Consider the following 24,807-nt stretch of genomic DNA (forward strand, 5'->3'; position numbering starts at 1 on the left):
TTTTGAACCTTTTGCCCTTCGGCCCTTCGCTCAACCTGGCTCGATCCGCATATCCTGCTCAAGGCGAGTCGTGGCTACGGTGGCGGGCAGGGGCTTATCCCAGAGATAGCCTTGGCCAAAATCACAATGGAGCGATCGCAACAGCGCCGCATCCGGCTCCGTTTCCACCCCTTCGGCAATCACCTCGATCCCCAGGATATGACTGAGGTTAATCACCATCTCCACAATGGCTAAATCTTCGCGACTATCCCCCAACGACCGCACAAAGGATTGATCCACCTTCAGGGTATCGAGGAGCAAGCGGCGCAGTTGACTGAGGGAAGAATACCCTGTACCAAAATCATCCAAACTAATTCTACAGCCCAGGGATTTAATCCGCAGCATCAGATCAATGGCGGCCTCCACATTGCCCATGACAATACTTTCGGTAATTTCAAACTTAATCCCCTGGGGATCAACGCCGCTGCTGGTGATGAATTGGGTTAATTTTTCCCCAAAATCTGCCTGTTCAAATTGTCGTCCCGATAGATTAATGCTGACAGTGAGGGAGCGGTGGGGAAATTGCTGTTGCCATTGGTAGACTTGGGCGATCGCCTCCTGGCAAATCCAATCCCCCAGGGGGATAATCAAGCCCGTTTCCTCCGCTAGGGGGATGAACACACCGGGGGAGATAAAGCCCTGTTGGGGATGCTGCCAGCGGATCAACGCTTCAAACCCAATAATTTCACTGGTTTCGAGATGAATAATCGGCTGGTAGTAGAGGATAAATTCTGCCGCCGCAATGGCCTGACGCATTTCCTGCTCTAGATTGAATTGCTCTAAGCTGGCGGTGAGCATCCCGGTGGCAAAAATTTCATAATGGCCTAACCCTTGGCTACGGGCGCGATACATGGCGGTTTGGGCATCCCGGAGTAAATTTTCGGGGTGGTGGATGTGGTGGGGTTCAGGGATGGCAATGCCCAGGGTGGCGGTGAGGCTGATGGGTTGGCCGGAGTTGAGGTGGAGGGGGCGACTGAGGCTGGTTTGACAATGTTCAGCGAGGGCCACGACAGATTCGTGGTCGGTTTGGGGAAGGGCGATCGCCACATTATCCCCCCCCAATCGGGCCAAAATGGCCCCCCGAGGCAGGGCCGTTTGCAACCGGGACATCACCGCTTGCAGGAGTTGATCCCCCCCCTGCTCACCAATGCTGTTGCGAATCCAACTGAAGCGATCGAGTTCGAGAAAGATCACCGTTTTGCCTCCCCCCCGGCCCCGGTGGGGGGTTAAGCGGCTGATGAAGCTGCGTTGGTTGGGTAAACCAGTGAGGCTGTCGTGATTGGTGGTGTAGAGGAGGCGATGGGCCATGGCCAAGACGACGGCGATCGCAAAGCTGAGGAGGGGCGGCACCAGGGGAATCCAGAGGTTAATCTGCCACAGCAACCCGGCGGTTGTGATCATCACCGCGCCACCACAGAGGACAACCCCCCCGAGGATCAAGGGATGCCGCACCTGCCAGGCGATCGCCCCCCCGATGATCGTCCAAACCCCCAACCAGAGCCATTCCGCCTTGCGGGGCCAGAACCGAAATAAACGCTCTTCTCCCAACGCCACCGCCACCACTTGCCGCACCCCCTGGCCATGGAGTATCACCCCCGGCAATTGCAATGTATCGGTATACCGGCTATAGGGTGTGAGAAACAGATCCTTGAGGCTGGGGGCCACACTACCGATCAGGACGATTTTATCCCTCACCTGCTCGGCGGTGAGTTCTCCAGCTAATACGGATGCCAGGCTGATCGTCGGGGCAAAATCTTGGTGACTGTGGTAGTTGAAGAAAATTTGATACCCCCGTGTATCGGCCCGTTGATATCCCCCCGCTTGGGGGGTGAGGCGTGGGAAGGGGACACTGTTGATCCAGAGGCGATCGCGATTTAAATCGGCCTCTTCCTTCAAGTAGGCGAGACTAACGCGCAGGGCAAAGGAATAATAGCTTTGTTCCTCATCCCCGACAAGGAGCAAGAGGCGACGAATCACACCATCATGATCGAGGGTGAAATCATTAAACCCCACCCGCTCCGGTGGCACATGGGGCGGGGGTGGGATATTGCTAACAATTTCTTCAATGGCAATCAAGTTGGAAGCCTGCAATTGGCGGGCGAGCGCCTCGTGATCCGCTGTGCTGGGCAGATTGCGATAGAGGTCGAGGCCGACAACACGGGGCTGATACTGTTGGATTGTTGCTAAGGCCGCCGCAAGGTCATCATTACTAATCGGCCAACCATACTGACGAATATCTGCTTCGGTAATCGTGACAATGAGGAAGCGGGGATCGGGTGGGGGATCGGGTTGACGAGTAACCCAATAATCAACGATCGCTAACTCTAAGGGTTCGGTGAGGCCTTGGTTTTCCACCCAGGGGTAGAGCATCATCAGCAACACACTGGAGCAGCCCACAGAGCGCATCGCCACCCAAAACAGATGGGGCGGGCGCAGGGGATACCGTCGCCTCAGCCGAGTGATGAGGCGCGATAGATAAGTGGGCCGCCCCTGATTGCATAGCCAACGCCCCATAACTGGTTAAGGCAGCACGCTGCGAAAAATGCCAAATTCTAAGGCGGTGATTAAGGCTTCCCATTCAGTTTGCACTGCTGGATCCTGGGGGTAAGCTTGGCGCAACTGCACCCCTAGGGCGATCGCATCCGTCCAAAGACCCTGATCCTGATAAGTCTTGAGGCGTTGTAACTCAGTGGCTAAAGTTCGGGATGTTGAAGGGAGCGGGATTTCCTGATCTACCCGTTGTAACCATCCATCCACGACTAAATCTTGGGCGGGATTCTCGCGATCGCAAATCACCGCAAAATACCATTGCCGGGGTTGATTGGGGGTTAAATGCTCACCGGGAACCTCAACCGCTAGCATCGATTGATCAGGTTCCACTCGCCCAATGTATTCATAGATCGAATTTTGTTGCTCATCAAGAAGCAAAAACTCCACTTCTTGCGATTGCCGTAAACTGGGCAGCACAAAGTAAAGGGTGGGATTTTCCGCTGCACTCACCCCTAAGTTATGGGGAGGATTTAAGGCCAGCAAGGGCCGCGGCCCCCTCCAACAGCCGCCCCGCGTCCCCCCGCCCACCCGTCGGCCAGGGAATTCGTTGGGGCTATCTTCCTGGACATGGGTTCCGCCGCCATTGAGCCGCCCGGGGAATTCGTTGGGGCTATCTTCCTGGGCATGGGTTCCGCCGCCATTGAGCCGACCGGGGAATTCGTCCCGCTGATCCTGCTGCGCCTGTACCCCTTGGGGCGATAAACTCATCCCTCCCCCGGCCAAAGTGAGGGAAATGGTGATTGCCATTATCATTCTCAATCTCGTTGCCATGGCGATCGCCTCTTGAAAAATTTGCACCATGCTTTCTATTGTGGCTGATGCCTTCAACAGAAACCACCCCTAATCTGGCGGAATTCTCCTGTGGCCTGTATCGTTAATTTTCTCTCTCAGGATAGATAATCCATCCCCGAGAAAGAAAAGAACTTGATAGGATCAGGGCATACCGAAGGAGTTTCAATGACCCCCACCGGGCATCCGCCGAGGTGGGGGAGTGACTGGAGATAACCCGGTCGTAGCTGCGAATAGGCCACCAAGGTGAGTATGGCAACACTTCCGGTTGCTTCTCTAAATCGGATTATTTGTAAGGCCCTGGAATCTCAGGGAGTGGGGTCAGCCCAGACACACCATACTCACTGGCTTAAGAGACCTGTAGTTTTGGAATTATCTTCCATGCAACGCATCCCTGTCCAAAACCCTGATGGTACTCCTGCCATGCCCACCAAGCGCAGTCGCGCTCAAAAGTGGGTAGCGCAGGGCAAGGCCCAATGGGTGAAGAACGATCTACGGATCAAGGTAGTGCGCCTGAAAGCGGAGCCATCGGGTCGTAAGACCCAGCCCATCGTAGTTGGTGTCGATCCCGGCAAACTCTATTCAGGGATTGCCGTGCAATCGGCTCAAGCGACATTATTTCAGTCCCACCTAGAACTCCCTTACCCCAAAGTGCGGGAGCGGATGGATAGTCGCAGAATGCTACGGCGTTCTCGCCGCAGTCGCCGGATTAATCGAGAGTTACCCTTCCAATTGCGGAATCATCGCCAACAGCGATTTAACAACCGTAGACAACAGAAAGTTGCTCCCAGTATCCGAGCTAATCGAGATCTGGAGTTTCGAGTTGTAAAGGAGTTGTCCCAACTGTTCCCCATTGCCAACCTTGGTTATGAGAAAGTTCGCGCCGACGTGGACTTAACCTCAGGTCGAAAGGGAGCAAAATCTGGGAAAGGTTTCTCCCCTGTGATGGTGGGGCAAGCCTACGCCATTGAGAAAATGGAGCAAATTGCCCCCGTCTACACTCGCTACGGGTGGCAGCAGGATGGCAACGGCACTGCTCAACTTCGCTCTGCTTTGGGATTGAAGAAGTCTCAGGAGAAAGCAGAACAAATCCCCCAAACCCATGGGGTAGATGGTATCGCCCTAGCTTGTGGATACTTCATCGAGTATCGTCCCTTCCAACGGCAACGGAGTCACGGTTATCTTTGGTTTGGACAGGTTAAGATTACATCTGCCCCATTTGTGGTGATTAAACGGCCACCCATTAGTCGCAGGCAACTGCACCTCATGGTTCCCCGTAAGCAGGGTCTACGCCGCAAATATGGAGGCACAGTGACCCGCCATGGATTCCGGAAGGGGGATCTGGTGCGGGCTGAGATGGCGGGTCGTGTCTCCGTGGGCTATGTGAGTGGGGATACGGCTCGGCAGGTTTCTGTTTCTGGGTTCACTTGGAAGCGTATTGGCCAGTTTAGTGCTGCCAAGGTTGAGCTACTCTATCGTGCCACGGGTATTTTAGTCAGTTGCCCGCAGAGATTGTCAGTCAGTGGGGCATTTAACTCCGCTGCCTGACGCTTGTTTCCTCCCCCACCTGCGGTGCGAGGTGGGGGTTTCCACAAGGAGTTTTTGATGGATAACCATTCCCAAGCAATTGACTGCCATGATGATGATGTGGTGGCCTTTGGTGACAGCACGTTTAAAGTCGGTCGGTTCAAGCAGGCAATCCAGGCTTGTTTCGGCTATGACTTTGGCTATGGTCTGATTCCCTTGCTGAATAACCAGGGGGTCAAGATTGACCAAGCAGCCATTAGTCCCCAGGGCAATAAGGCGGATTTTGGCCATTGGTTTAGTATCGGTGTGCCTTGTGAATTGTTACAAACCGATACCTTAGGCTGGCAAGGGGCCAAAGTCCGGATCCGGGTGGAGGTGGAGTTTATCCAGGAAAATACAGCGGTTCCGGCCCGAAAACCTCAACCCCAGAGTTTTGGCCAGTTTGAAGATCCGGAGTTTGATGCAGATGTGACGCTCCATGCGGATATTTGGTCAGATAACCTCAGTTAAATGGAGTTAACTGGAGTTAACTGGAGTTAACTGGCCTGAACTTGGGCCCCATGGCTGCGGGGATCGCTGGGGCTGGGGGTGCTGCTGGGGGTAAAGGCGGAGGTACGACCGTTGGCGTTAGCGTAGGGTAAGGGTTCGGCGGCTATGAGGGCCCCGAGGTCAGCTTCGAGAATACTCAAAGGTTGTTCACCAATGGATTGGGCGATCGCCTGCCCCTGACCATCGAGATAGACAAAATGGGGAATCCCATCGACATCGTATTGCAAAACCTCCGGCAACCATTTGGGGTTATCGACATTGAGCATCACAAAATTGAGGCGATCGCCATAGTCCGCCTTGACCTGGGCGAGATCCGCCGCCATCGCCTGACAACTTGTACACCAGTTGGCATAAAACTCCACCAAGGTCGGTTTGCCATTATTCACCGCCACATCAAGGGGCGTAGCGTTGGCTGCCTGTTGAGCGAGGCTACTACTGCCATTTTCCGTTTGCAGCGAGAAAAACAGCGTCGCGCTGAGGAGGATGGCAACGGCGGCAATTACAATATTACGGAGACGTTGGGGTGCGGTGGGGTTTTCTGTCATGGAATTTTTGATCGCAAACAGTCCGGTTTCTTCCCCACTGTACCGCGAACATTAGAGAGAATACATTGAAATCATTCAGGAGGGGATGGGGATGAAAAAACGAGTCACACTCACCTTTCCCCGGCGCACGGTGCATATTCCGATTACCTACCGCCTGGCGAAGGAATTTAATGTCGCCGCCAATATTATCCGCGCCCAGGTGGCCCCTAATCAGGTGGGCAAGCTGGTGGTAGAACTGTTGGGGGATATTGATGAACTCGAAGCCGCCATTGATTGGATGCGATCGCAGGATGTGGGCGTATCCTTTGCCAGTCGCGAAATCGTCATTGATGAAAATATTTGCGTGGACTGCGGCCTCTGTACGGGGGTCTGCCCCACCGAAGCCTTGAACCTCCATCCCCAAACCTTCCAGTTGCAATTTATGCGATCGCGCTGTGTGGTCTGTGAACAATGCATTCCCACCTGTCCGGTGCAGGCAATTTCTACCACGTTTTGACTTTTAAGTGAACGTTAAGCCCCCTTACTGCCCTGTTGCTGTTGATTCATGGTTGATTTACCCCCCCCTGACCCGTTACCCATGCTCCAGAGTGATATCCATCCGGACTCCACCCTCAGCAGCTTGATCCTCTATGACCTTCGCTTTGAAAATAGCCGCCTTGGGGTCGAGTTAGCGGATGTTTTTGACCGCGACCCCTATTTGCCAGGGGTGATCCTCACCGAGGAAGGTTCATTTATCGGCATGGTCTCCCGGCGGCAGTTTTTGGAATATCTACTCCTGCCCCAAGGTTTAGATTTATTTTTAGATAATCCCTTGCGGGTGTTTTTTCGCTACAACCCGACGAATTTACTCGTTTTATCCATCCATACCCCGATTTTAACGGCGATGCAGCGGGCATTGAAGCGATCGCCCCAGTTCGCCAGCGAGCCGATTGTCGTCAAGGGGGATGAGGAAACCTATTCTGTTTTAGATTTCAGTCAACTCAGCCTCACCGCCTGGCAAATTCGCGGCATTGAAACCCAAATCCGCTATGAGCGTAGCCAGGCCCAAATGATCCAAAGCGAGCGCATGGCCAGCTTGGGCCGCCTCGTTGATGGCATTGCCCATGAAATCCTTGATCCCGTGGGGTTTATCTGGGGCAACCTCACCCATATTTGCCGATATGAGCAGGATATTTTGCAACTGTTGCGGGCCTATGATCAACATCTTCTGGAGCCGCCCCCCTATATTGCCGATCTCAAAGCCGATTTAGAAATCGACTATCTCCAGGCGGATTTTCCTCGGGCCGTGGAAAGTGTAACGACGGGGGCAAAACGATTGCGGGACTTGGCCATGAGCCTCCAAAACTTTTGCCATGTGGATGAAATTTACCCCAAGCCCGCCGATCTCCATGGGGCCCTCGATGGCATTTTATTGTTGCTGAAAAGTCGCCTCAGGAGTGAGATTAAGATTGTCAAAAATTACTGCACGCTACCACCCATTACCTGTTATATCGGTCATCTCACCCAAGTTTTTGTCAATATTTTAATTACCGCCGTCGATTCCCTTTTAGAAGAAGCTGTCACCCATCAAGTCCGGCAGGATTTCCAAGATTTCGCCGCCAAGGGCCATCCCCATTTCCCCACCATTGAAATTACGACGGCGATTCAAAGTCAGGCCGATCGCCCGTTAATGAAGCGCAGCGGGCGATGGGTTTCCATCTGTATTGCCGATAATGGGCCAGGGCTGACGGTGGATGAGCAGGAAAAACTCCGGGAATCTTTCTCGGTGCAACGGCGCACCCATAAAGAAACGAGTTTGTCCCTCAGTTACCAAATTATTACCGCCAAACATGGGGGGGATTTTTTATTCACCTCCACACCGGGCGATCGCACTGAGTTTGAAATCATTTTGCCCTTTGAGTCCTAGGGGGTTGGGGATTTGTGCGGCGGAATTCCAATCCCCTGATATCCTTGGGTTGTTTATTGTGTGAGGCATCGCCCCTTGGTTCTGGTTAACCTGTCGTTTCTCTCCCAACAGCCGACGGGCATCTCGACCTATGCCCGGAATCTCTACCCCCATCTCAAACCCCTCGATCCGATTCTGCTCACCCCTGAGCCGGATGAAGACTATCATTGCTATCCCGTCCCGAGGGGGATGAGTCCTGACCGGGGCCTGTGGGGCCATGGGTTGCGGCTGTTGTGGACGCAGTTTCGGGTACCGAATTTATACCGCAAATTGCGAACCAGGTTGCTCTTTTCCCCCGTGCCGGAAGCGCCGATTTATAGCCATTGTCGTTATGTGGTGATGGTGCATGATCTGATTCCGTTGCGGTTTCCCAACCCGCGATCGCGCCTCAGCTATTACCATCGGTTCATTCTGCCCCAGGTGGTGCGTCAAGCCCGCCATATTCTCTGTAATTCCCAATCGACGGCGCGGGATGTGGTGGAGTTTTTTCGCGTGCCGGCCCATCGGGTGACACCGATTCCCTTAGCCTATGACCATAACCATTTCCGCCTTTTGGATTTACCCACCCGCACGGAGCGGCCCTATTTCATCTATATCGGTCGTCAAGACCCCTATAAAAATCTGCAAACGCTGATCTATGCTTTTGCGGCGTTGCCCAACCGGGATGATTATGAACTGTGGTTAGCGGGGCCGACCGATCGCCGCTATACCCCCCAATGTGAACATCTAACGCGGGAGTTAGGGATTCGCGATTCAGTGCGGTTTATGGAATATGTCCCCTATGAGAAGTTACCGGCCTTGTTGAATCAGGCCATTGCTCTGGTGTTTCCCACCCTATGGGAGGGGTTTGGCTTGCCGGTGCTGGAGGCGATGGCCTGCGGAACGCCCGTGATTACCTCCAATGTGTCGGCGTTGCCGGAGGTGGCGGGGGATGCGGCGTTATTGATTGACCCCTACAACGGGGCGGAGTTGACGGCGGCGATGAATGCGATCGCCACAGATCTCAACCTCCGGGAAAACCTGATCCAATTGGGGCTATTGCGAGCTAGTGAATTTAGTTGGGCCCTCACAGGACAGCGCACCCTTGAGGTGTTATATCCCTTTGCTTAATGGCCCCCGTAGTTCTCCGGTTGCCCATTGCGGTGGATTTCAGGGATGATCAAAACAGACACGCAAGAGGAATTTGGGTGATGATGCTACTGAAAATCAAACCGTCGATTACCTTTGGGTTGGCGATCGCCGCGATCGTCTTCTTCACCGCTGGCGATCAATTTTTGCCCGAACCGATGAAAAGTTGGAGCTACAACCTCCGCACCAGCACCACCGGATTTATCTCTGGCATCTTTGATCCCAGCGGCAAACTTGACCCCAACAAAACCCACCGAGAACAATTGGAGCAAATCTAGGGCAACCTTAGCCAAGGGGCGCAACATTTCAACCTTTCGCCCCGACATCCGTTCATGCTCCAACCGCATTTGATCAGCCTTGATCAGCGTTGGAACAACCCTCAAGCCTGTTTGCGGGTTGAGGTTTTGCGGGTGGTTTTTCGCTTGGTTGTTTTGGTCTTTTTCGCTGAAGTTTTGGGGGTATCTGTTTCAGCGGCTGTCTTTTTCGTCGTGGCTGCCTTTTTCGTCGTGGCTGCCTTTTTGCGAGTGGTTTTTTTCGTCCCGGCTTTGGCAGCCAACACAGGTAGCGCTTTATCCAAGGTCATCGTTTCCAATGTTTCCCCTTCCGGTAGGCTGGCGTTTACTTTGCCGTGCTTAATATAGTTGCCATAGGGGCCAGCATAAATATTCACCGGCTCTTGATCCTCTGGATGGGTTCCTAGCTCCTTGAGGGGGGTTTTACTTGCCCCCCGACCTCGGCCTCGCTTCGGCTCCGCTAACAGTTCCAATGCCCGCTCTAGGGTAATGGTTAAAACCTCATCGGGATCTTTAATCGAGCGATAATCTTTGCCCTCTTTCCCTTGGTCATGAACCACATAGGGGCCAAATCGGCCTAAGCTGGCTTTCACCTTTGCGCCCGTTTCGGGATGTTCCCCAAGCAAGCGTGGCAAGGCTAAAAGGCCCACCGCCATCTCCAGAGTCACCTCTTCGGGTTTTGCCCCCTTGGGGAGGGAAGCGCGTTTGGGTTTGAGGTTGGCTTCGCTTTTTTCCCCCAATTGCAGATAGGGGCCATAGTTTCCCGATAGGAGGTAGATCGGTTCGCCAAATTCGGGATGCATCCCTACTTGTTCCGGGCCTTCGAGTTTTTGACGGATCAGTTTGGCCACCTGATCAGGGGTGAGGTCGGCGGGGGTTAAATCGGGGGGAATGGAGGCGGTGACAATTTCTTCACCATTTTGTACTTCAATATAGGGGCCAAATCTGCCGATTTTGACCACGCCATTGAGGTTTTCCAGGGTGACGGTTTTAGCCAAGGCCACATCAATATCCTGCTCCCGGACTTTCACCTGTTGGGCGAGGCCGGTTTCCCCTAAATAAAAATGTTCTAGGTAGGGCAACCATTTGGCCTCGCCTGTGGCGATCTCATCAAGGGTTTGCTCCATGCGGGAGGTAAAGCCAGTGTCAACCAGATCGGGGAAATGCTCCTCTAATAGGCGGGAAACGGCAAAGGCGGTGAATGTGGGGATCAGGGTTTTATTGCGCATCTGGGCGTAGCCGCGATCAATGATCGTGCCGATGATGCTGGCGTAGGTGCTGGGGCGGCCAATGCCTTCGCTTTCTAAGACTTTGACGAGGGAGGCTTCGGTGTAGCGGGCGGGGGGCTGGGTTTCGTGGCTGAGGGCCTCGAGGCGATCGCAGCGGGGGCGATCGCCCACCTGTAAATCTGGCAAAATCACCTCTTGATCCTCCAAGGCCGCATCGGGGTCATCGGAGCCTTCCACATAGGCCCGGAAAAAGCCAGGAAAATCAATGCGTTTCCCGTTGGCCCGAAACTCGGCATCTTCGACTTGAATCGTCACACTCAATTGTGTTAATCGGGCATCGGCCATCTGAGAGGCAACGGTGCGTTTCCAAATCAGATCGTAAAGGCGAAACTCGCGATCGCCCAAACCCGTTTCCAAGGGCGTGCGAAAGCTAGAACCGGCGGGCCGGATGGCTTCGTGGGCTTCCTGCGCCCCCTTGCTTTTGGTCGTATATTGCCGGGGTTTAGCAGGGAGGTATTCCGCGCCGTATTTTTCCGTCACACAGGCACGGGCAGCGGCGATCGCCTGCTCGGAAAGATGCACCGAATCCGTCCGCATATAGGTGATGTAGCCCTCTTCATAGAGTTTCTGGGCCGTGCGCATCGTATCCCGTGCCGATAGCCCCAGCTTACGGTTGGCCTCCTGTTGCAGCGTTGAGGTGGTAAAGGGCGGGGAAGGGCGGCGGGTGGTGGGCCGTTCTTCCGTATGGCTCACCTGCCAAGGTTGGGGTTCGAGACGAGCCTTGAGGGCGATAGCAGCGGCCTCATCCAATAACACCACATCTTTGCCAGCCATCAATTGGCCCCTATGGGGATCAAAATCTGCCCCCGTGGCCAACTTTTTCCCCCCCAAGGTGACTAACTTTGCCTCAAACTGGCCCCCCGTTACACCCAGCAACGCCTTGAGATCCCAATATTGGGCCACCTGGAAAATCCGCCGCTCCCGTTCCCGCTGTACTAACAACCGCACCGCCACCGACTGCACCCGCCCCGCCGAAAGGCCAAAGGCAATTTTTTTCCACAGCAGGGGCGAAAGGGTATAACCCACGAGGCGATCAAGAATGCGCCGCGTTTCCTGGGCATGGACTAAATTTTCATCAATTTCGCGGCAATTGGCTAAAGCCGCCTGAATGGCTTCTTCGGTGATTTCATGGAACACCATCCGTTTCGGCGGCGTTTTCGGCTGGAGAATTTGCAGCAAATGCCAAGAAATACTCTCCCCTTCCCGGTCTTCATCGGTGGCCAGAATCAATTCATCCGCTGCTTTGAGGGCATCCTTGAGTTCTTTCACCACCTTCTTTTTCGTTTTGGGAATCACATAGATCGGTGCAAAATCTTCCTGAGGATTAACCCCCAACTGTGACCAATCCTGCCCCTTATAGGCCGCAGGAATTTCATCAGCAGAGGAGGGTAAATCTCGCACATGACCCATGGAGGCCTGAACATTGTAGCCGCTCGGCAGGTAGTTCCGAATCGTGCGGGCTTTTGTGGGAGATTCGACAATGACAAGGGTGGACATAGGTTCACAGCGCGAGGGATGCAGCTATCTGGGTGGGGCCGATAACCAGTGGGGGGGGCGCGATAGGTGCGCTATCGCAGATTGCCTTTAAGGCCATCTATTCTTCAGAGATACCACAGACCCGCCCGAATTGGCAGGGAAATCCTGGGAGGGGTGGAGGGGGTTGGCCCTTTCAACGTTAGGCTAAAATACAAGCGTTAGCATCCTCAGTAACAATAATATGGGCAGTACGTTTGGGCATCTGTTTCGGATCACAACCTTTGGGGAGTCCCATGGGGGCGGTGTAGGGGTTGTGGTTGATGGTTGCCCCCCCCAATTGGAAATTAGCCCTGAAGAAATTCAATTTGAACTCGATCGCCGCCGGCCGGGTCAAAGTAAAATCACCACCCCCCGCAAGGAGGCGGATCACTGTGAGATCCTCTCTGGGGTGTTTGAGGGCAGAACCTTGGGGACTCCCATTGCCATCTTGGTACGCAACCAAGATCCCCGTTCTCAGGATTATTTAGAAATGCGGGATAAATACCGCCCCTCCCATGCTGATGCCACCTATGATGCCAAGTATGGCATTCGCAATTGGCAGGGGGGCGGTCGCTCTTCAGCGCGGGAAACCATTGGTCGGGTAGCAGCGGGGGCGATCGCCAAAAAAATCCTCCACCAAGTCGCGGGGGTGGAAATCGTCGCCTACGTCAAACGGATTCAAAATTTGGAAGGCGTTATTGATCCCGCCACCGTTACCCTCGCTGATGTGGAAAGTAACATCGTCCGTTGTCCCGATTCCGACTGTGCCGACCGAATGATCGAATTAATTGACCAAGCCAGACGGGATCAAAACTCCCTTGGGGGGGTGGTGGAATGTGTGGCTCGCCAGGTTCCCCCTGGACTCGGAGAGCCGGTCTTTGACAAACTAGAAGCTGATCTCGCCAAAGCAATCATGTCCTTACCGGCCACGAAAGGCTTTGAAATTGGCTCCGGTTTTGCCGGGACGCTGCTCACCGGGAAAGATCACAATGACGAATTTTTTACGGATGACCAAGGTCGGCTCCGCACCGTGACCAACCGCTCTGGTGGTGTCCAAGGCGGCATTAGTAATGGGGAAGCGATTATTTTACGCGCTGCATTTAAACCCACTGCTACCATAGGGAAAGAGCAACAAACCGTCACGACCACAGGGGAAGCCACAGTCCTCGCCGCCAAAGGTCGGCACGACCCCTGTGTCCTCCCCCGAGCAGTCCCGATGGTTGAAGCAATGGTTGCCCTCGTCCTCTGTGATCACCTGCTGCGGAATCAGGGTCAATGTACTGTTTTAACGCCTTGAGTGCGCCATGATGGAAACTAAGCCTGCAACTGAATTTCTCGTTCAATTTTGGGGAGTCCGGGGAAGTATCCCCTCCCCTGGCCCGGAAACCGTGGGTTACGGCGGCAATACCTCCTGTGTGGATATGCGTATTGGCGGCAAGCATTTGATTTTTGATGGCGGTACTGGGTTGCGGGTTTTGGGTAAGGCCCTGATTAAGCAGTCCCCCATTGAGGCCTATGTGTTTTTTACCCACTACCATTGGGATCACATCCAAGGCATCCCATTTTTCTTTCCCACCTTTAATCCCCAAGATACGTTTCACATTCATGGTCAAGTGCCTCCCGAAGGGGAGTTGATGACGATGGAGAAGCATTTTAAAGAACGGGTGTTACATATTAACTCGCCGGTTCCCGTAGCAGAAATTGCCGCTAACCTTCAATTCCACGATATTGTCTGCGGGGAAGCCTTCCAACTCGATGACATCACCATCGAAACCGCACCCTTGAACCATCCCAACGGTGCGATGGGCTACCGGATCAGTTGGCAGGACTATACGGCGGTGTATTGTACGGATACAGAGCATTTCCCTGATCGCCTCGATGATAATGTGCTTCACCTCGCGAGGGATGCAGATATTTTTATCTATGACGCGATGTACACTGATGCCGAATATCACAACCCCAAATCGCCAAAAGTCGGTTGGGGCCATTCCACTTGGGAGGAGGGGGTGCGGGTGGCCGAAGCCGCTGGCGTGAAGCAGTTGGTGATTTTCCACCATGAACCCAACCACAGTGATGCCTTTTTAGATCAGGTGGAAAAAGAGGTGCTGGCGGTTTCTCCCACAGCAGTTATGGCCAAAGAGGGGCTGATTTTAGATGTCACCCAAGCCGGTAAGTTAGCCTAGGGGATTTTCGTGGTACTATAGAAGACTGTGAGTTTTGGGCAAAAGCAATGTTGCACGCAGCAGACATCATCCGCTCCGTTGAAGCGGAATATCTCAAGGAAAAATTGCCGACGATCCATGTTGGCGATCTGGTTCGAGTCGGGATTCGCATTCAAGAAGGGGGCAAGGAACGGATTCAGCCCTACGAAGGGACGGTCATCGCCATGCGCCATGGAGGTTTAAGCGAAACCATTACGGTGCGGAAGATTTTCCAAGGCGTGGGCGTAGAGCGGGTGTTCCTGCTTCATTCCCCCAAGGTGGCGGAGATTAAAATTGTGCGACGGGGTAAAGTGCGCCGGGCCAAACTTTATTATCTGCGCGATCGCGTCGGTAAAGCCACCCGGATCAAGCAGCGGTTTGACCGTTCCCTCGACTAAAGCAGTTTTTTTGCCTGCGTTGCTTTCCATTACCCCTGTTTTGCATTACAATATTGAATCGGTAGGAAAATCAAAAACTCCATGCCGGTTCCGATAATGCGCTCTTAGTTCAGTTGGTAGAACGCAGGTCTCCAAAACCTGATGTCGGGGGTTCAAGTCCTCCAGGGCGCGTCGTTCATTCTCCCCATCCCTCTATGCCTATGCGTGTAGGAGGATGTTTCGACTGTTGTTAAAATAAATTATCTAACCCTTTAGCGATCGCGGGAGATGAATCATGGCAAAAAAAGATGTCAAGGCCGACCAAACCCCCAAGGGGTCAACCCCTAAAACCACTGCCAAAGAAAAAAATGAGCAGACCCCCAGCAATTTTAGTTTGATGGAGTTTCTCACCGAATCCAAAAGTGAATTGGCAAAAGTGGTCTGGCCCTCACGGCAGCAATTAATTAGTGAATCAGCAGCAGTGATTTTGATGGTGACGTTGGTTGCGACAACGATTTACTTCGTTGACAACTTATTTGAGTGGATTAGTCAATCGGTGTTCTCATGAGTTTCTTATCTGAAGACGAACCCCAAAATGAACAGGAGCAGTCGTTAACGCCAGCGGCCAAGGCTCACTGGTATGCGATTCAAGTGGCATCTGGCTGCGAAAAGCGGGTGAAGGCTAACCTTGAGCAGCGGGTTCATACCTTAGATGTCGCCGATCGCATCCTCCAAGTGCAAATTCCCCAAACCCCCACGATTAAAATTCGCAAGGATGGGGGGCGTACCCATAGCGAAGAAAAGATTTTTCCCGGCTATGTGTTGGTGCAAATGCGCCTGGATGATGAAGCTTGGCAAGCGGTGAAAAACACGCCCCATGTGATTAATTTTGTCGGAGCCGAGCAAAAACGCGCCACGGGCCGGGGTCGGGGCCATGTCAAACCCTTACCGTTAAGTCCGGCGGAAGTGGAGCGAATCTTTAAGCACGCCGAAGATCAAGAGCCGGTCGTTAAAATTAACATGACGATTGGTGATAAGATCATGGTTCTGTCGGGGCCGTTTAAGGATTTTGAAGGGGAAGTGATTGAAGTCAGCCCAGAGCGGAGCAAGCTCAAGGCACTTCTCTCGATTTTCGGACGGGATACCCCCGTAGAACTGGAGTTTACACAGGTCGAAAAACAAGGCTAAACATGGCAAAAAAAGTAGTTGCGCTGGTTAAACTTGCGTTACCAGCCGGTAAAGCGGCGGCAACGCCCCCCGTTGGCCCGGCTTTGGGTCAGCATGGGGTGAATATCATGGCGTTTTGTAAGGAATACAACGCCAAAACTGCCGAGAAAGTCGGGTTAATTATTCCGGTGGAAATCTCGATCTACGAAGATCGCAGTTTCACCTTTGTGTTGAAAACCCCGCCGGCCTCGGTGTTGATTAAAAAAGAAGCGGGGATTGAGCGGGGGGCAGCCCAGCCCAATAGCCAAATCGTTGGCAGCATTACCCGTGAGCAATTGCAAAAAATTGCCGAAATCAAGCTCCCTGACCTCAATGCCAATGACGTGGAAGCGGCGATGCGGATTGTGGCGGGAACGGCGAAAAATATGGGTGTGAAAATCACCGATTAAGTAAACATTATTGTGGGGAGAAGCTGTGGCTTCGTTTGCACCCTAGGAGATCAAACATGGCAAAGAAAGTTTCTCGCCGACTGCGCGAGGCGTTGGCAAAGGTGGAAGACCGGGCCTATGAACCCTTGGAGGCGTTGAACCTCCTCAAGGAAACGGCAACGGCAAAGTTTGATGAAACCGTTGAGGTGCATATCCGTTTAGGGATTGACCCCAAATATACGGATCAACAATTGCGGACGACGGTGGCTTTGCCCAAGGGGACAGGGCAAACGGTGCGGGTGGCGGTCGTGGCTCGTGGTGAATTGGTGAAAGTCGCAGAAAATGCTGGGGCGGATGTGTTTGGGTCTGATGACTTAATCGAAGAAATCCAAAAGGGGATGCTCGATTTTGATAAGCTGATTGCGACCCCGGACATGATGCCGAAGGTGGCGAAGTTGGGGCGGATGTTGGGGCCGAAGGGCTTGATGCCCTCTCCGAAGGCGGGGACGGTGACGACGGATGTAGCGGGGGCGATCGCCGAATTTAAAGCCGGGAAATTAGAGTTTCGGGCTGATCGAACGGGGATTGTTCATGTTATGTTTGGTAAGGCTTCGTTTCCGGCCGAGGATTTACTCCAAAATCTCAAAGCACTTCAGGAAACGGTAGACCGCAATCGTCCCTCTGGGGCAAAGGGTCGTTACTGGCGCAGTATTTATGTGGCTGCATCGATGGGCCCTGCGATCCAGCTTGATATTAACGCCCTGCGGGATCTGAAGTTAACTGAAGTAGCTTAGACGAAAAAACTCCGACAGAATTAAATACGTTTCTGTAACAGGCTGAAGACAGCAGGTGCAGCAAGCTTAATGGCCTGCCGAGGAATGTTCCGGAAACGATGGGAAAGGGTGATATTTTCACGCTCCCATTGTTTCCGAGACTGTAAAACCCCGGCATTGCTGTCGGGGTTTTGATGTTGGTAACGAAGTCCATTTAAGGAGGTGAGACAAGATCATGGGGAGAACCCGCGAAAATAAAGCCGCCATTATTGCTGAACTCAAGGAACTCTTGAGTACGACGCAATTAACTGTGGTTTTTGACTATCAAGGTTTGACGGTGGCGGAGATTTCTGATCTTCGCAATCGCCTCCGTCCCCTCGGTACGGTGTGCAAGGTGACGAAAAACACCTTTATGCAACTGGCCGTGGCGGAGGACAGCGAATGGCAACCGATGAGCGAGTTTTTGTCTGGCTCTAACGGCTTTTTGCTGGTTAAAGACGATATTGGCGGCGCGATTCGTGCCTACCAAGCCTTTAAGAAGGAAACCAAGAAAACGGAATTCCGAGGCGGGGTAATGCAGGGCCGCGCCCTCAATGAGGAGCAGGTAAAGGCGATCGCCGATCTGCCTTCTAAGGAACAACTCATGGCGCAAATTGCGGGGGCGATCAATTCGATTCCCACCAGTTTGGCCGTGGGGATCAAGGAAGTGCCTTCTTCCTTGGCACGGGGCATCAACGAAGTGCCTAGTTCTTTGGGGCGGGCGATCGCGGCGATCGCTGCCAAGGATGGGGATGGGGAATAAATTTTCACCCAATCCCTTTTGTTCACAACTATCTAAACATTCAGGAGAAAATCCATGTCCGCAGCAACCGACGAAATTCTGGAAAAGTTGAAATCTCTGACCCTTTTAGAAGCCTCTGAATTGGTCACACAAATTGAAGATGCTTTTGGTGTAACTGCTGCTGCCCCTGCGGGTGGTGGGATGATGATGATGGCTCCTGGTGCTGCTGCCCCTGCGGCTGCTGAACCGGAAGAGGAAAAAACCGAGTTTGATGTCATCCTCGAAAGTTTCCCCGATGACAAGAAAATCGCGATCTTGAAAGTGGTGCGTGCCATCACCGGCCTGGGCTTGAAAGAAGCGAAAGAAGTGGTGGAATCTGCTCCCAAGGCGCTCAAAGAAGCCACCACCAAAGACGATGCCGAAAGCATCAAGAAGCAGCTTGAAGAAGCAGGCGCGAAAGCTTCCATCAAGTAACCGTGTATTTGCTGCCTAGGCAGTGTTAGCGATGCTAATCAAAAAAGGGAGAGAAACTTCATGTTTCTTTCCCTTTTTTAAGGATTGCGTGGGGGAGGGCGTAAAATTTTTGTGCCTCCGGCAGGCATACGCCAACGCCCCTACGATTTTGGGGGATTTGGTTTAGAGTCCTAGCTCACTACAGGGGGTTGTGTTGAAATTTCGGGTGTTGGGGTTGCCGTTTTCGATCCAGCCCTCGAAGGGGTGGCTAATGTTTAGCCATTCGATCCCATTTTCAATGCGGGTGTTGATAATAGTGATGCGCTCTCTGGGGAAAACGCGATCTCGTCCCTGAGAGTCAGGATTGGGAATGCTCCGAATCGGTAAACCCACTGTGGGATCTACGCGATGGTTAACACAAATATCTCCCACTGGTGTATTGAGATCAGGTAGGGTTCTGTTGCAATCAGTCAACACATTAGTGGAGATAAAACCGGCGAGAGGCAATCCGATATAAATTTGCTGGGCAAGGTCATCTGGCTCACCAATAATTACCTCTGTCCCACGCTCTAGAGTGCCAACTACCTCATCACCACCCCTCTGTGAATATACTTCGGTTCGCTGATTAACTTGACGACATTGGCCAATGAGGTTGCGCGGTTGCCGCAAGTCTATCGGGGGAGTTTGAGCAATTGCACTACTAATACTCCCAAAGCCGAGGGTAGAAGTTAGGGCGATCGTGATCGCCTGTTGCCAATAGTTCATTTAATTACACTCTCTGGTTTCAGTTAAGTTGTGAGTTCGACGGTTGTTCTCGAAATGATAGAGCTTCACCCAACCTTCAAAATCAACATCATCACGCTCAAAAAGTCTTGGAATATATCTGACTCTTAACCAAGTTTGCTCTCCATCTAAGCGGAAACTTCGATTTTCTAACGGATCAGCCGCTTCTTCAACCAGATCTCCTTGAGTTAAGACGCGGCGAGTTCGGCGGTTTTCATTGTTATAGGGCGCACTATAGACAAAAAGAGTTTGTGCCTCAACACGATGACAAGCTGATGGTTGTTGTCGAGGTAGTCCTCCGGGAGGAACAAGCCTGCTACAGTCTTCAATCTTGCCAACATTGCCCTCACGAATAAATCCACTCTTGGGAGGTCGAGAAAAGTCTTCAATGGGAATCCAGCCATCATCAGGTGTACTATCCTCTAAAATCCGCACAAGAGTTTGAGCATTGAGGGTAATGGGCTGTGGGGTAGATTGAGAAAATAGTTCAGTTGACCGCTCTAGAAATGCACAGCGAGTGAATGTTTGAGCTAAGACTGGATTTTCCTGATTTTCCAGGCGGGGAGCGGGAGAATGGGGGGATGCGGCGATCGCTGCCCCTTCAGCAAGGGTTCCCAATGACAAAGTAAAGACGGCAAGGAGGGGAGTCCAAGGGATTGTCAGTTTCATGGTCGGTTTTTGGTATCCAATATACTCAATAGGCTGGAGAAAGCCGCCGGGCTTCCTCTATCTTCTCTTAATTTGCTGGGATCAACGCTAAATTATGCAGCGATCGCAGAATTTCGTCATGTTTATTCATTGGGAATAACCTAAAAAAGTTAACGACTCCGTTCGGGGTGGACAGTTCCCCAATCGCCCCTGATGCCGCCATGGTAAATCATGGTTCTCCCTTTAGGGCTAATCTCCCCTCGATTGTTGCAAAGAAGCTTAACCCAGAAGCCAACCCTAGGGATAAAGATGAAGAAAAATGGCGAAAGTTAACATTGGATTGCGAAATTGAACCGAGGGGCGATCGCCGCAGAACCCCAATGCTACCCTCAAGAGCAATCCACCCTCACCACGGAAAAAGGGCGCAATGCCTGCGCCCAAACCGATGAAATTACCCTATGAATCAGCACGATAACAACAACACCCGCCTCGAATCTGCACTATTCGCTACGATTGGCGCAGGAATTGTCACATCTTTCGCCATTGGCCAGGGGCAGCCCCCTTTAGAAGCGTTTATGATTACAGCGATCGCTGTGGGGTTTGCCTTGGTTTGCCAGAAGTGGGCGGTTTAGGAGTAGGAAGTGGAGATTGAGGAGTGAGAATTCCCTTTTCTCTCTCCTAGAGCGTGATCCAGCCGATGCGATCGGGGGGCCAAAAGCGAAAGACGGCTCGACCGATGACGTTTTCTTCGGGTAATACGCCCCAAATGTGGGAATCATTGCTGTTGTTGCGGTTATCCCCCATCACGAAAAGGCGATGGTCGGGGATGGTGACATCGGGGAATTCATAGCGGGGCGGGGTGGCGATGTAGGGTTCTTGTAAGGGTTGTTGATCCAGATAAACCTGCTGCCGATGCACGCCTACGGCATGGCCCGGTGTCCCCATCACCCGCTTGATGAAGGCTTGGGCCGGGAGATAACCCTGGGATTGCAGTTCTTGGGGGGGGTTAAAAACGATGATGTCCCGCAATTGGGGGGGATGGAAGCGGTAGGAGACTTTTTCGACGACGACGCGATCGCCCGTTTCTAGGGTCGGTAACATTGAATCCGAGGGAATGTAGCGGGGTTCAGCCAAAAAGGTGCGAATCACCAACACCAGAAGGAGGGCGATCGCAATGGTTTTGAAGTTATCCCAGAGGACGGCTCGCCATTGAATTTTCGGGGTTTCAGGTGTGGTCATGATCAAGTTCGCTGACTCAGATGGTGCAAGACATGATGTAGGGGCGAAAAATTTTTGTGCCTCCGGCAGGCTTACGCCAACGCCCCTACGCCGATTAATTCTACAACTGGACTCCCGCTCCTCTGCCTTTCGGATCGATGGAGAATCGCTATACTGAGAATTATTCATAAAACTTTACAATAGATTCATGGCTCAAGCCCTTGTGATTGGGGCCGGTATTGCTGGCCTCACCGCCGGAGCATTATTAGCCCAAGCGGGTTATCAAACCCTCATCCTCGAACAAGCCCAAATTCCGGGGGGATGTGCCTCTACGTTTCGGCGGCGGGGTTTTACCTTTGATGTGGGAGCGACCCAAGTCGCGGGATTGGAACCGGGGGGGATTCACCACCGGATTTTTAGCCAATTGGGAATTGAATTGCCCCCTGCAACCCCCTGCGATCCTGCCTGTGCGGTGTTCCTGCCGGGAGAAACAGAACCGATCCGGGTGTGGCGCGATCCTCAACGTTGGCAAGAGGAGCGATCGCGCCAATTTCCCGGTAGTGAGCGGTTTTGGCAACTCATGGATCAACTTTTTGCCATCAGTTGGCGGTTTCAACAGCGTGATCCCGTTGTTCCCGCTCGTAATCTTTGGGATTGGGGCCAACTGATCCGAGCCATGCGCCCCGATACGTTGTTAACGCTACCCTTTGCCCTAATGACCGTGGGGGATCTGTTGAACCTGTTAGGCTTGGGGCAGGATTATCGCCTCCGCACTTTTTTAGATCTGCAACTCAAGCTCTATTCCCAAGTGGATGCCGAGGAAACTGCCCTGCTCTATGCCGCCACCGCTTTAGGCGTATCCCAAACCCCCCAAGGTTTATTCCACCTCAAGGGCAGTATGCAGGTGTTGAGCGATCGCCTCCTCACCGCCCTAAAAAACCACGGCGGCGAACTCCGCTGTCGTCAACGGGTGGAAGCGATCCACCATGAGAACGGCCAAGTGACCGGCGTAAGGATCCGTGATCTCAAAACCCAGCAAACCTATGATCACGAAGCCCAAGAAATCATCGCCAACATCACCCCCCAGAACCTACTCCCACTCCTCACAGCCCACTCCTCACTTCCCACTTCCCACTTCCCACTCTCCACTTCCCACTTCCCACTCTCCACTTCCCACTTCCCACTCTCCACTTCCCACTTCCCACGCTCCACCTGGCAACACCGCATCACCCACCTCCCCACCCCATCGGGGGCCTTCGTCGTCTATCTCGGCGTAGATCAAGCCGCTATCCCTGCCGACTGCCCCCCTCATCTACAATTCCTCTACAATCCAGCGGGGGAAATTGGCGAAAATAATTCCCTGTTTGTTTCCGTGAGTCAGCCGGGGGATGGCCGTGCGCCCGATGGTTGTGCGACGATTATCGCTTCTTCCTTTGTCAAGGTTGACCCCTGGTGGGAAGGGGATTATCCAGCACGGAAACAGGCCTGGACGGAGGAGGCGATCGCCAAATTGGGGCAGTATTTCCACCTCACCCCTGACACCATCCACCACAGCGAGGCCGCCACCCCCCGCACGTTTGAGCGATATACAGGGCGCGATCGCGGTTATGTGGGGGGATTGAGCCAACGGATCGCCACCTTTGGCCCCTTTGGTTTGGGGCCGCGCACCGCCTTTCCCCATCTTTGGCTCGTGGGGGATTCAATCCATCCCGGCGAAGGCACAGCGGGAGTCAGCTATGGAGCCTATACCGCCGTGCAACAGATCCTCGCCCAGAGCTAAAGTTGCGCCCCGCATTCAGGACAGAACTTATTGGTGCTGACATTCTTTGCACCGCAAGCACCACAATGGATAATCCCCACCGCTTGATCGATAGAATCCACCTGAGGCAGACCCAACATTTGGGAATTGGGTTGGCCGGGGGCGATCATCGGGTAGCAGTTTTCATCCTTGGTGACATGAGCATCCACCAACACCGGGCCATCCCAGGCCAGCATGGCGGCAACCACATCCTTGAGTTCACTGCGATCGCGAATCTGGAAGCCCTTCACCCCATAGGCCTCCGCCAACTTGACAAAATCCGGCATCCCCTTTTGCATATTGGAAGAGGAATAACGCTCACCGTAGAACGTCTGTTGCCATTGGCGCACCATCCCCTGCCAACCGTTGTTAATGATCACGGTTTTGGCAGCAATATCGTACTGAGCGAGGGTTCCCAATTCTTGCAAGTTCATCTGAAAACTGGCATCGCCACTAATACAGATCACCTGCTCATCGGAGAGAGCCACCTTCACCCCCATAGCCGCAGGCATCCCAAACCCCATGGTTCCTAAGCCTGCGCTGGAAATCCACCGCCGGGGGCCGTAGTTAATGAATTGAGCCGCCCACATTTGATGTTGCCCCACATCGGTGGTGAAATAGGCATAGGGGGCTTGCCGCCCCAACTCAACGATCACCTCTTGGGGAGAAAGGCTTTCGGCATAGTGGGGAACGACGAGGGGGTAATGGGTGCGCCATTCTTGGATGCGATCGCGCCAAGCCTGAGTCTGCTCCGATTGGGGGGGAATATTCAACTCCGCCACCCGTTTGAGCATCTGCTGCAACACCACCTTAACATCCCCGACAATCGGCACATGGGGGGCTTTATTTTTGCCCACCTCCGCCGGGTCAATATCAATATGAATAATCTTCGCTTCCGAGGCAAAGGCTTCTAACTTACCCGTTACCCGGTCATCAAACCGCGCCCCCACCGCAATCAGCAAATCACAGTCACTGACCGCAAAGTTAGCGTAGGCCGTGCCATGCATCCCCAACATCCCCACCGAAAGGCCATGATTTTCATCAAAAGACCCCAACCCCATCAAGGTAGTGGTGACAGGAATCTGGAAATGCTCCGCCAATTGTTGCAAATCGCCATGAGCGCCAGCGGTGACAGCCCCACCCCCCACATAAAGCAGGGGACGGCGAGCCGCTTGGATCAGTTGAATTGCCGCATTAATTTGCCGGGGATTGCCCTTCACCGTCGGGCGATAACCGGCCAGACGAATCGAACCCGGCTCCACCGGCACATAGTCAAATTCCTCTAACCCCACATCTTTAGGGATATCCACCAACACCGGCCCCGGCCGCCCAGTGCTGGCCACATGAAACGCCTCAGCAATAATCCGGGCCATATCTTCGGGGCGACGCACCACATAGGAATTTTTGACAATGGGGAGTGTGATCCCCCAAATATCAGTTTCTTGGAAGGCATCCGTCCCAATGGAGCTACGGCCCACCTGGCCCGTAATCGCCACTAAGGGAATGGAATCGAGATGAGCGGTGGCAATGCCGGTGACGAGGTTAGTTGCTCCAGGGCCAGAGGTAGCAAAGCAAACCCCCACCTGTCCCGTCGCCCGGGCATAGCCATCGGCGGCATGGGATGCGCCCTGTTCATGACGCACGAGGATATGTTGAATATCGCCTCTGGCCTCAGCACGGTAAAGTTCATCATAGATGGGCAGAATTGCCCCACCGGGATAGCCAAAAATATGTTTCACACCATGGCGTACCAAGCTATCAATCAGGGCATAGGCTCCGGTGCAGCGGCGGGGCGCGGTGGTGGAGGTCGGGGAGGTTTTAGGGAGAGAAGAAACCACAGCAGTATTGAGAAAGAACTAGGACAAAGGGGGATCAAGAAATGTGATGGCAATCACATTTTTAACTGTACTTAAAAATAATATAACCCCTAATCTTAGTATAAATTTTTGTAAATGTCTCGAAAACAATAAAAATTTGTCTCAATGGGCGATGGGTAAGCGATCGCGCACCC

25 protein-coding genes, 1 tRNA gene and 1 other annotated feature are annotated in these 24,807 nt (G+C 53.2%); of the genes, 18 read left to right on the top strand and 8 right to left on the bottom strand.

The features are described 5' to 3' along the window. Positions 1-30: 30 nt before the first annotated feature. Positions 31-2,553 carry a putative bifunctional diguanylate cyclase/phosphodiesterase gene (locus tag VB712_RS01020; RefSeq protein ID WP_323251218.1) on the bottom strand — a complete coding sequence of 841 codons (2,523 nt, stop codon included), beginning with the start codon at positions 2,551-2,553 and terminating at the stop codon, positions 31-33. 6 nt (positions 2,554-2,559) lie between these two features. Next, on the bottom strand, positions 2,560-3,390 hold the full coding sequence (locus VB712_RS01025; protein ID WP_323251220.1) for a DUF928 domain-containing protein: 831 nt from the start codon (positions 3,388-3,390) through the stop codon (positions 2,560-2,562). A 369-nt stretch (positions 3,391-3,759) separates the two neighbouring features. On the opposite strand from VB712_RS01025, the gene VB712_RS01030 reads away from it, so the two are divergent. Continuing rightward, entirely contained in the window at positions 3,760-4,926 is a 1,167-nt protein-coding gene (locus VB712_RS01030) for an RRXRR domain-containing protein (protein ID WP_416236215.1), read from the top strand. Positions 4,927-4,983: 57 nt separating this feature from the next. After that, entirely contained in the window at positions 4,984-5,415 is a 432-nt protein-coding gene (locus tag VB712_RS01035; RefSeq protein ID WP_323251223.1) for a KGK domain-containing protein, read from the top strand. 26 nt (positions 5,416-5,441) lie between these two features. Here the strand turns inward: VB712_RS01035 and VB712_RS01040 are convergent, their stop codons facing one another. Continuing rightward, positions 5,442-5,999 (bottom strand): thioredoxin family protein, encoded by a 558-nt coding sequence (locus VB712_RS01040; RefSeq protein WP_323251225.1) that lies wholly within the window; start codon positions 5,997-5,999, stop codon positions 5,442-5,444. Positions 6,000-6,090: 91 nt separating this feature from the next. On the opposite strand from VB712_RS01040, the gene VB712_RS01045 reads away from it, so the two are divergent. The 4 genes from VB712_RS01045 to VB712_RS01060 all read left to right on the top strand — a co-directional run bounded on the left by VB712_RS01045 (position 6,091) and on the right by VB712_RS01060 (position 9,350). Beyond that, positions 6,091-6,495: an NIL domain-containing protein gene (locus VB712_RS01045; RefSeq protein WP_323251227.1), complete on the top strand. Its 405-nt coding sequence runs from the start codon at positions 6,091-6,093 to the stop codon at positions 6,493-6,495. 48 nt (positions 6,496-6,543) lie between these two features. Continuing rightward, complete coding sequence (locus tag VB712_RS01050; protein WP_323251229.1) at positions 6,544-7,905, top strand: sensor histidine kinase; 1,362 nt, start codon at positions 6,544-6,546, stop codon at positions 7,903-7,905. A gap of 75 nt (positions 7,906-7,980) precedes the next feature. Next, positions 7,981-9,054 (top strand): glycosyltransferase family 1 protein, encoded by a 1,074-nt coding sequence (locus VB712_RS01055; protein ID WP_323251231.1) that lies wholly within the window; start codon positions 7,981-7,983, stop codon positions 9,052-9,054. An 80-nt stretch (positions 9,055-9,134) separates the two neighbouring features. Beyond that, the gene (locus VB712_RS01060; protein ID WP_323251233.1) at positions 9,135-9,350 is read left to right on the top strand and encodes a hypothetical protein; all 216 of its coding nucleotides are present in this window, start codon (positions 9,135-9,137) and stop codon (positions 9,348-9,350) included. Between the two features lie 101 nt (positions 9,351-9,451). Here the strand turns inward: VB712_RS01060 and topA are convergent, their stop codons facing one another. Then, the gene (gene topA, locus VB712_RS01065; RefSeq protein WP_323251235.1) at positions 9,452-12,151 is read right to left on the bottom strand and encodes a type I DNA topoisomerase; all 2,700 of its coding nucleotides are present in this window, start codon (positions 12,149-12,151) and stop codon (positions 9,452-9,454) included. Between the two features lie 220 nt (positions 12,152-12,371). On the opposite strand from topA, the gene aroC reads away from it, so the two are divergent. From aroC to rplL, 10 genes are all read left to right on the top strand, one after another. Further along, on the top strand, positions 12,372-13,466 hold the full coding sequence (gene aroC, locus VB712_RS01070) for a chorismate synthase (RefSeq protein ID WP_323251237.1): 1,095 nt from the start codon (positions 12,372-12,374) through the stop codon (positions 13,464-13,466). A 10-nt stretch (positions 13,467-13,476) separates the two neighbouring features. Further along, positions 13,477-14,352: an MBL fold metallo-hydrolase gene (locus VB712_RS01075; RefSeq protein ID WP_323251239.1), complete on the top strand. Its 876-nt coding sequence runs from the start codon at positions 13,477-13,479 to the stop codon at positions 14,350-14,352. 50 nt (positions 14,353-14,402) lie between these two features. Further along, positions 14,403-14,768 carry a 50S ribosomal protein L19 gene (rplS, locus tag VB712_RS01080; RefSeq protein WP_416236216.1) on the top strand — a complete coding sequence of 122 codons (366 nt, stop codon included), beginning with the start codon at positions 14,403-14,405 and terminating at the stop codon, positions 14,766-14,768. 98 nt (positions 14,769-14,866) lie between these two features. Next, a tRNA-Trp gene (locus tag VB712_RS01085) sits at positions 14,867-14,939 on the top strand. Positions 14,940-15,042: 103 nt separating this feature from the next. Next, entirely contained in the window at positions 15,043-15,315 is a 273-nt protein-coding gene (secE, locus tag VB712_RS01090; RefSeq protein WP_323251243.1) for a preprotein translocase subunit SecE, read from the top strand. Beyond that, complete coding sequence (nusG, locus tag VB712_RS01095) at positions 15,312-15,935, top strand: transcription termination/antitermination protein NusG (protein WP_323251245.1); 624 nt, start codon at positions 15,312-15,314, stop codon at positions 15,933-15,935. Before secE ends, nusG begins: the two co-directional genes overlap by 4 nt. A gap of 2 nt (positions 15,936-15,937) precedes the next feature. Then, a complete protein-coding gene (gene rplK, locus VB712_RS01100; protein WP_323251247.1) occupies positions 15,938-16,363 on the top strand; it encodes a 50S ribosomal protein L11 in 426 nt (141 codons plus the stop codon). Positions 16,364-16,419: 56 nt separating this feature from the next. Beyond that, on the top strand, positions 16,420-17,136 hold the full coding sequence (gene rplA / locus VB712_RS01105) for a 50S ribosomal protein L1 (RefSeq protein WP_323251249.1): 717 nt from the start codon (positions 16,420-16,422) through the stop codon (positions 17,134-17,136). A 24-nt stretch (positions 17,137-17,160) separates the two neighbouring features. Beyond that, positions 17,161-17,319: a sequence feature (ribosomal protein L10 leader region), on the top strand. Between the two features lie 31 nt (positions 17,320-17,350). Then, on the top strand, positions 17,351-17,917 hold the full coding sequence (gene rplJ, locus VB712_RS01110; protein WP_323251251.1) for a 50S ribosomal protein L10: 567 nt from the start codon (positions 17,351-17,353) through the stop codon (positions 17,915-17,917). 54 nt (positions 17,918-17,971) lie between these two features. Beyond that, positions 17,972-18,370: a 50S ribosomal protein L7/L12 gene (rplL, locus tag VB712_RS01115; protein ID WP_323251252.1), complete on the top strand. Its 399-nt coding sequence runs from the start codon at positions 17,972-17,974 to the stop codon at positions 18,368-18,370. 162 nt (positions 18,371-18,532) lie between these two features. On the opposite strand, the gene VB712_RS01120 is transcribed toward rplL, so the two are convergent. Together VB712_RS01120 and VB712_RS01125 are read right to left on the bottom strand one after the other, a co-directional pair. After that, positions 18,533-19,114 (bottom strand): hypothetical protein, encoded by a 582-nt coding sequence (locus tag VB712_RS01120; RefSeq protein WP_323251254.1) that lies wholly within the window; start codon positions 19,112-19,114, stop codon positions 18,533-18,535. After that, the gene (locus VB712_RS01125) at positions 19,115-19,801 is read right to left on the bottom strand and encodes a hypothetical protein (RefSeq protein WP_323251257.1); all 687 of its coding nucleotides are present in this window, start codon (positions 19,799-19,801) and stop codon (positions 19,115-19,117) included. Positions 19,802-20,238: 437 nt separating this feature from the next. On the opposite strand from VB712_RS01125, the gene VB712_RS01130 reads away from it, so the two are divergent. Next, on the top strand, positions 20,239-20,412 hold the full coding sequence (locus VB712_RS01130; protein ID WP_323251259.1) for a hypothetical protein: 174 nt from the start codon (positions 20,239-20,241) through the stop codon (positions 20,410-20,412). Positions 20,413-20,458: 46 nt separating this feature from the next. Here the strand turns inward: VB712_RS01130 and lepB are convergent, their stop codons facing one another. Then, positions 20,459-21,019 carry a signal peptidase I gene (gene lepB, locus VB712_RS01135; RefSeq protein WP_323251261.1) on the bottom strand — a complete coding sequence of 187 codons (561 nt, stop codon included), beginning with the start codon at positions 21,017-21,019 and terminating at the stop codon, positions 20,459-20,461. A gap of 187 nt (positions 21,020-21,206) precedes the next feature. On the opposite strand from lepB, the gene VB712_RS01140 reads away from it, so the two are divergent. Further along, positions 21,207-22,778: an FAD-dependent oxidoreductase gene (locus tag VB712_RS01140; protein WP_323251263.1), complete on the top strand. Its 1,572-nt coding sequence runs from the start codon at positions 21,207-21,209 to the stop codon at positions 22,776-22,778. Here the strand turns inward: VB712_RS01140 and ilvB are convergent. Continuing rightward, on the bottom strand, positions 22,775-24,634 hold the full coding sequence (ilvB, locus tag VB712_RS01145) for a biosynthetic-type acetolactate synthase large subunit (RefSeq protein WP_323251265.1): 1,860 nt from the start codon (positions 24,632-24,634) through the stop codon (positions 22,775-22,777). The two genes, VB712_RS01140 and ilvB, sit on opposite strands and share 4 nt — an antisense overlap. Positions 24,635-24,807: the final 173 nt, after the last annotated feature.

Origin of the sequence: Spirulina sp. CCNP1310, from assembly GCF_034932185.1 — a bacterium.
Taxonomy (GTDB): domain Bacteria; phylum Cyanobacteriota; class Cyanobacteriia; order Cyanobacteriales; family Spirulinaceae; genus Spirulina.

Coding starts and splice junctions, on each gene's coding strand:
- VB712_RS01020 (WP_323251218.1), bottom strand. CDS start 2,553: ATGGGGCGTTGGCTATGCAATCAGGGGCGGCCCACTTATCTATCGCGC.
- VB712_RS01025 (WP_323251220.1), bottom strand. CDS start 3,390: ATGGTGCAAATTTTTCAAGAGGCGATCGCCATGGCAACGAGATTGAGA.
- VB712_RS01030 (WP_416236215.1), top strand. CDS start 3,760: ATGCAACGCATCCCTGTCCAAAACCCTGATGGTACTCCTGCCATGCCC.
- VB712_RS01035 (WP_323251223.1), top strand. CDS start 4,984: ATGGATAACCATTCCCAAGCAATTGACTGCCATGATGATGATGTGGTG.
- VB712_RS01040 (WP_323251225.1), bottom strand. CDS start 5,999: ATGACAGAAAACCCCACCGCACCCCAACGTCTCCGTAATATTGTAATT.
- VB712_RS01045 (WP_323251227.1), top strand. CDS start 6,091: ATGAAAAAACGAGTCACACTCACCTTTCCCCGGCGCACGGTGCATATT.
- VB712_RS01050 (WP_323251229.1), top strand. CDS start 6,544: ATGGTTGATTTACCCCCCCCTGACCCGTTACCCATGCTCCAGAGTGAT.
- VB712_RS01060 (WP_323251233.1), top strand. CDS start 9,135: ATGATGCTACTGAAAATCAAACCGTCGATTACCTTTGGGTTGGCGATC.
- topA (WP_323251235.1), bottom strand. CDS start 12,151: ATGTCCACCCTTGTCATTGTCGAATCTCCCACAAAAGCCCGCACGATT.
- aroC (WP_323251237.1), top strand. CDS start 12,372: ATGGGCAGTACGTTTGGGCATCTGTTTCGGATCACAACCTTTGGGGAG.
- VB712_RS01075 (WP_323251239.1), top strand. CDS start 13,477: ATGGAAACTAAGCCTGCAACTGAATTTCTCGTTCAATTTTGGGGAGTC.
- secE (WP_323251243.1), top strand. CDS start 15,043: ATGGCAAAAAAAGATGTCAAGGCCGACCAAACCCCCAAGGGGTCAACC.
- nusG (WP_323251245.1), top strand. CDS start 15,312: ATGAGTTTCTTATCTGAAGACGAACCCCAAAATGAACAGGAGCAGTCG.
- rplK (WP_323251247.1), top strand. CDS start 15,938: ATGGCAAAAAAAGTAGTTGCGCTGGTTAAACTTGCGTTACCAGCCGGT.
- rplA (WP_323251249.1), top strand. CDS start 16,420: ATGGCAAAGAAAGTTTCTCGCCGACTGCGCGAGGCGTTGGCAAAGGTG.
- rplJ (WP_323251251.1), top strand. CDS start 17,351: ATGGGGAGAACCCGCGAAAATAAAGCCGCCATTATTGCTGAACTCAAG.
- rplL (WP_323251252.1), top strand. CDS start 17,972: ATGTCCGCAGCAACCGACGAAATTCTGGAAAAGTTGAAATCTCTGACC.
- VB712_RS01120 (WP_323251254.1), bottom strand. CDS start 19,114: ATGAACTATTGGCAACAGGCGATCACGATCGCCCTAACTTCTACCCTC.
- VB712_RS01125 (WP_323251257.1), bottom strand. CDS start 19,801: ATGAAACTGACAATCCCTTGGACTCCCCTCCTTGCCGTCTTTACTTTG.
- VB712_RS01130 (WP_323251259.1), top strand. CDS start 20,239: ATGAATCAGCACGATAACAACAACACCCGCCTCGAATCTGCACTATTC.
- lepB (WP_323251261.1), bottom strand. CDS start 21,019: ATGACCACACCTGAAACCCCGAAAATTCAATGGCGAGCCGTCCTCTGG.
- VB712_RS01140 (WP_323251263.1), top strand. CDS start 21,207: ATGGCTCAAGCCCTTGTGATTGGGGCCGGTATTGCTGGCCTCACCGCC.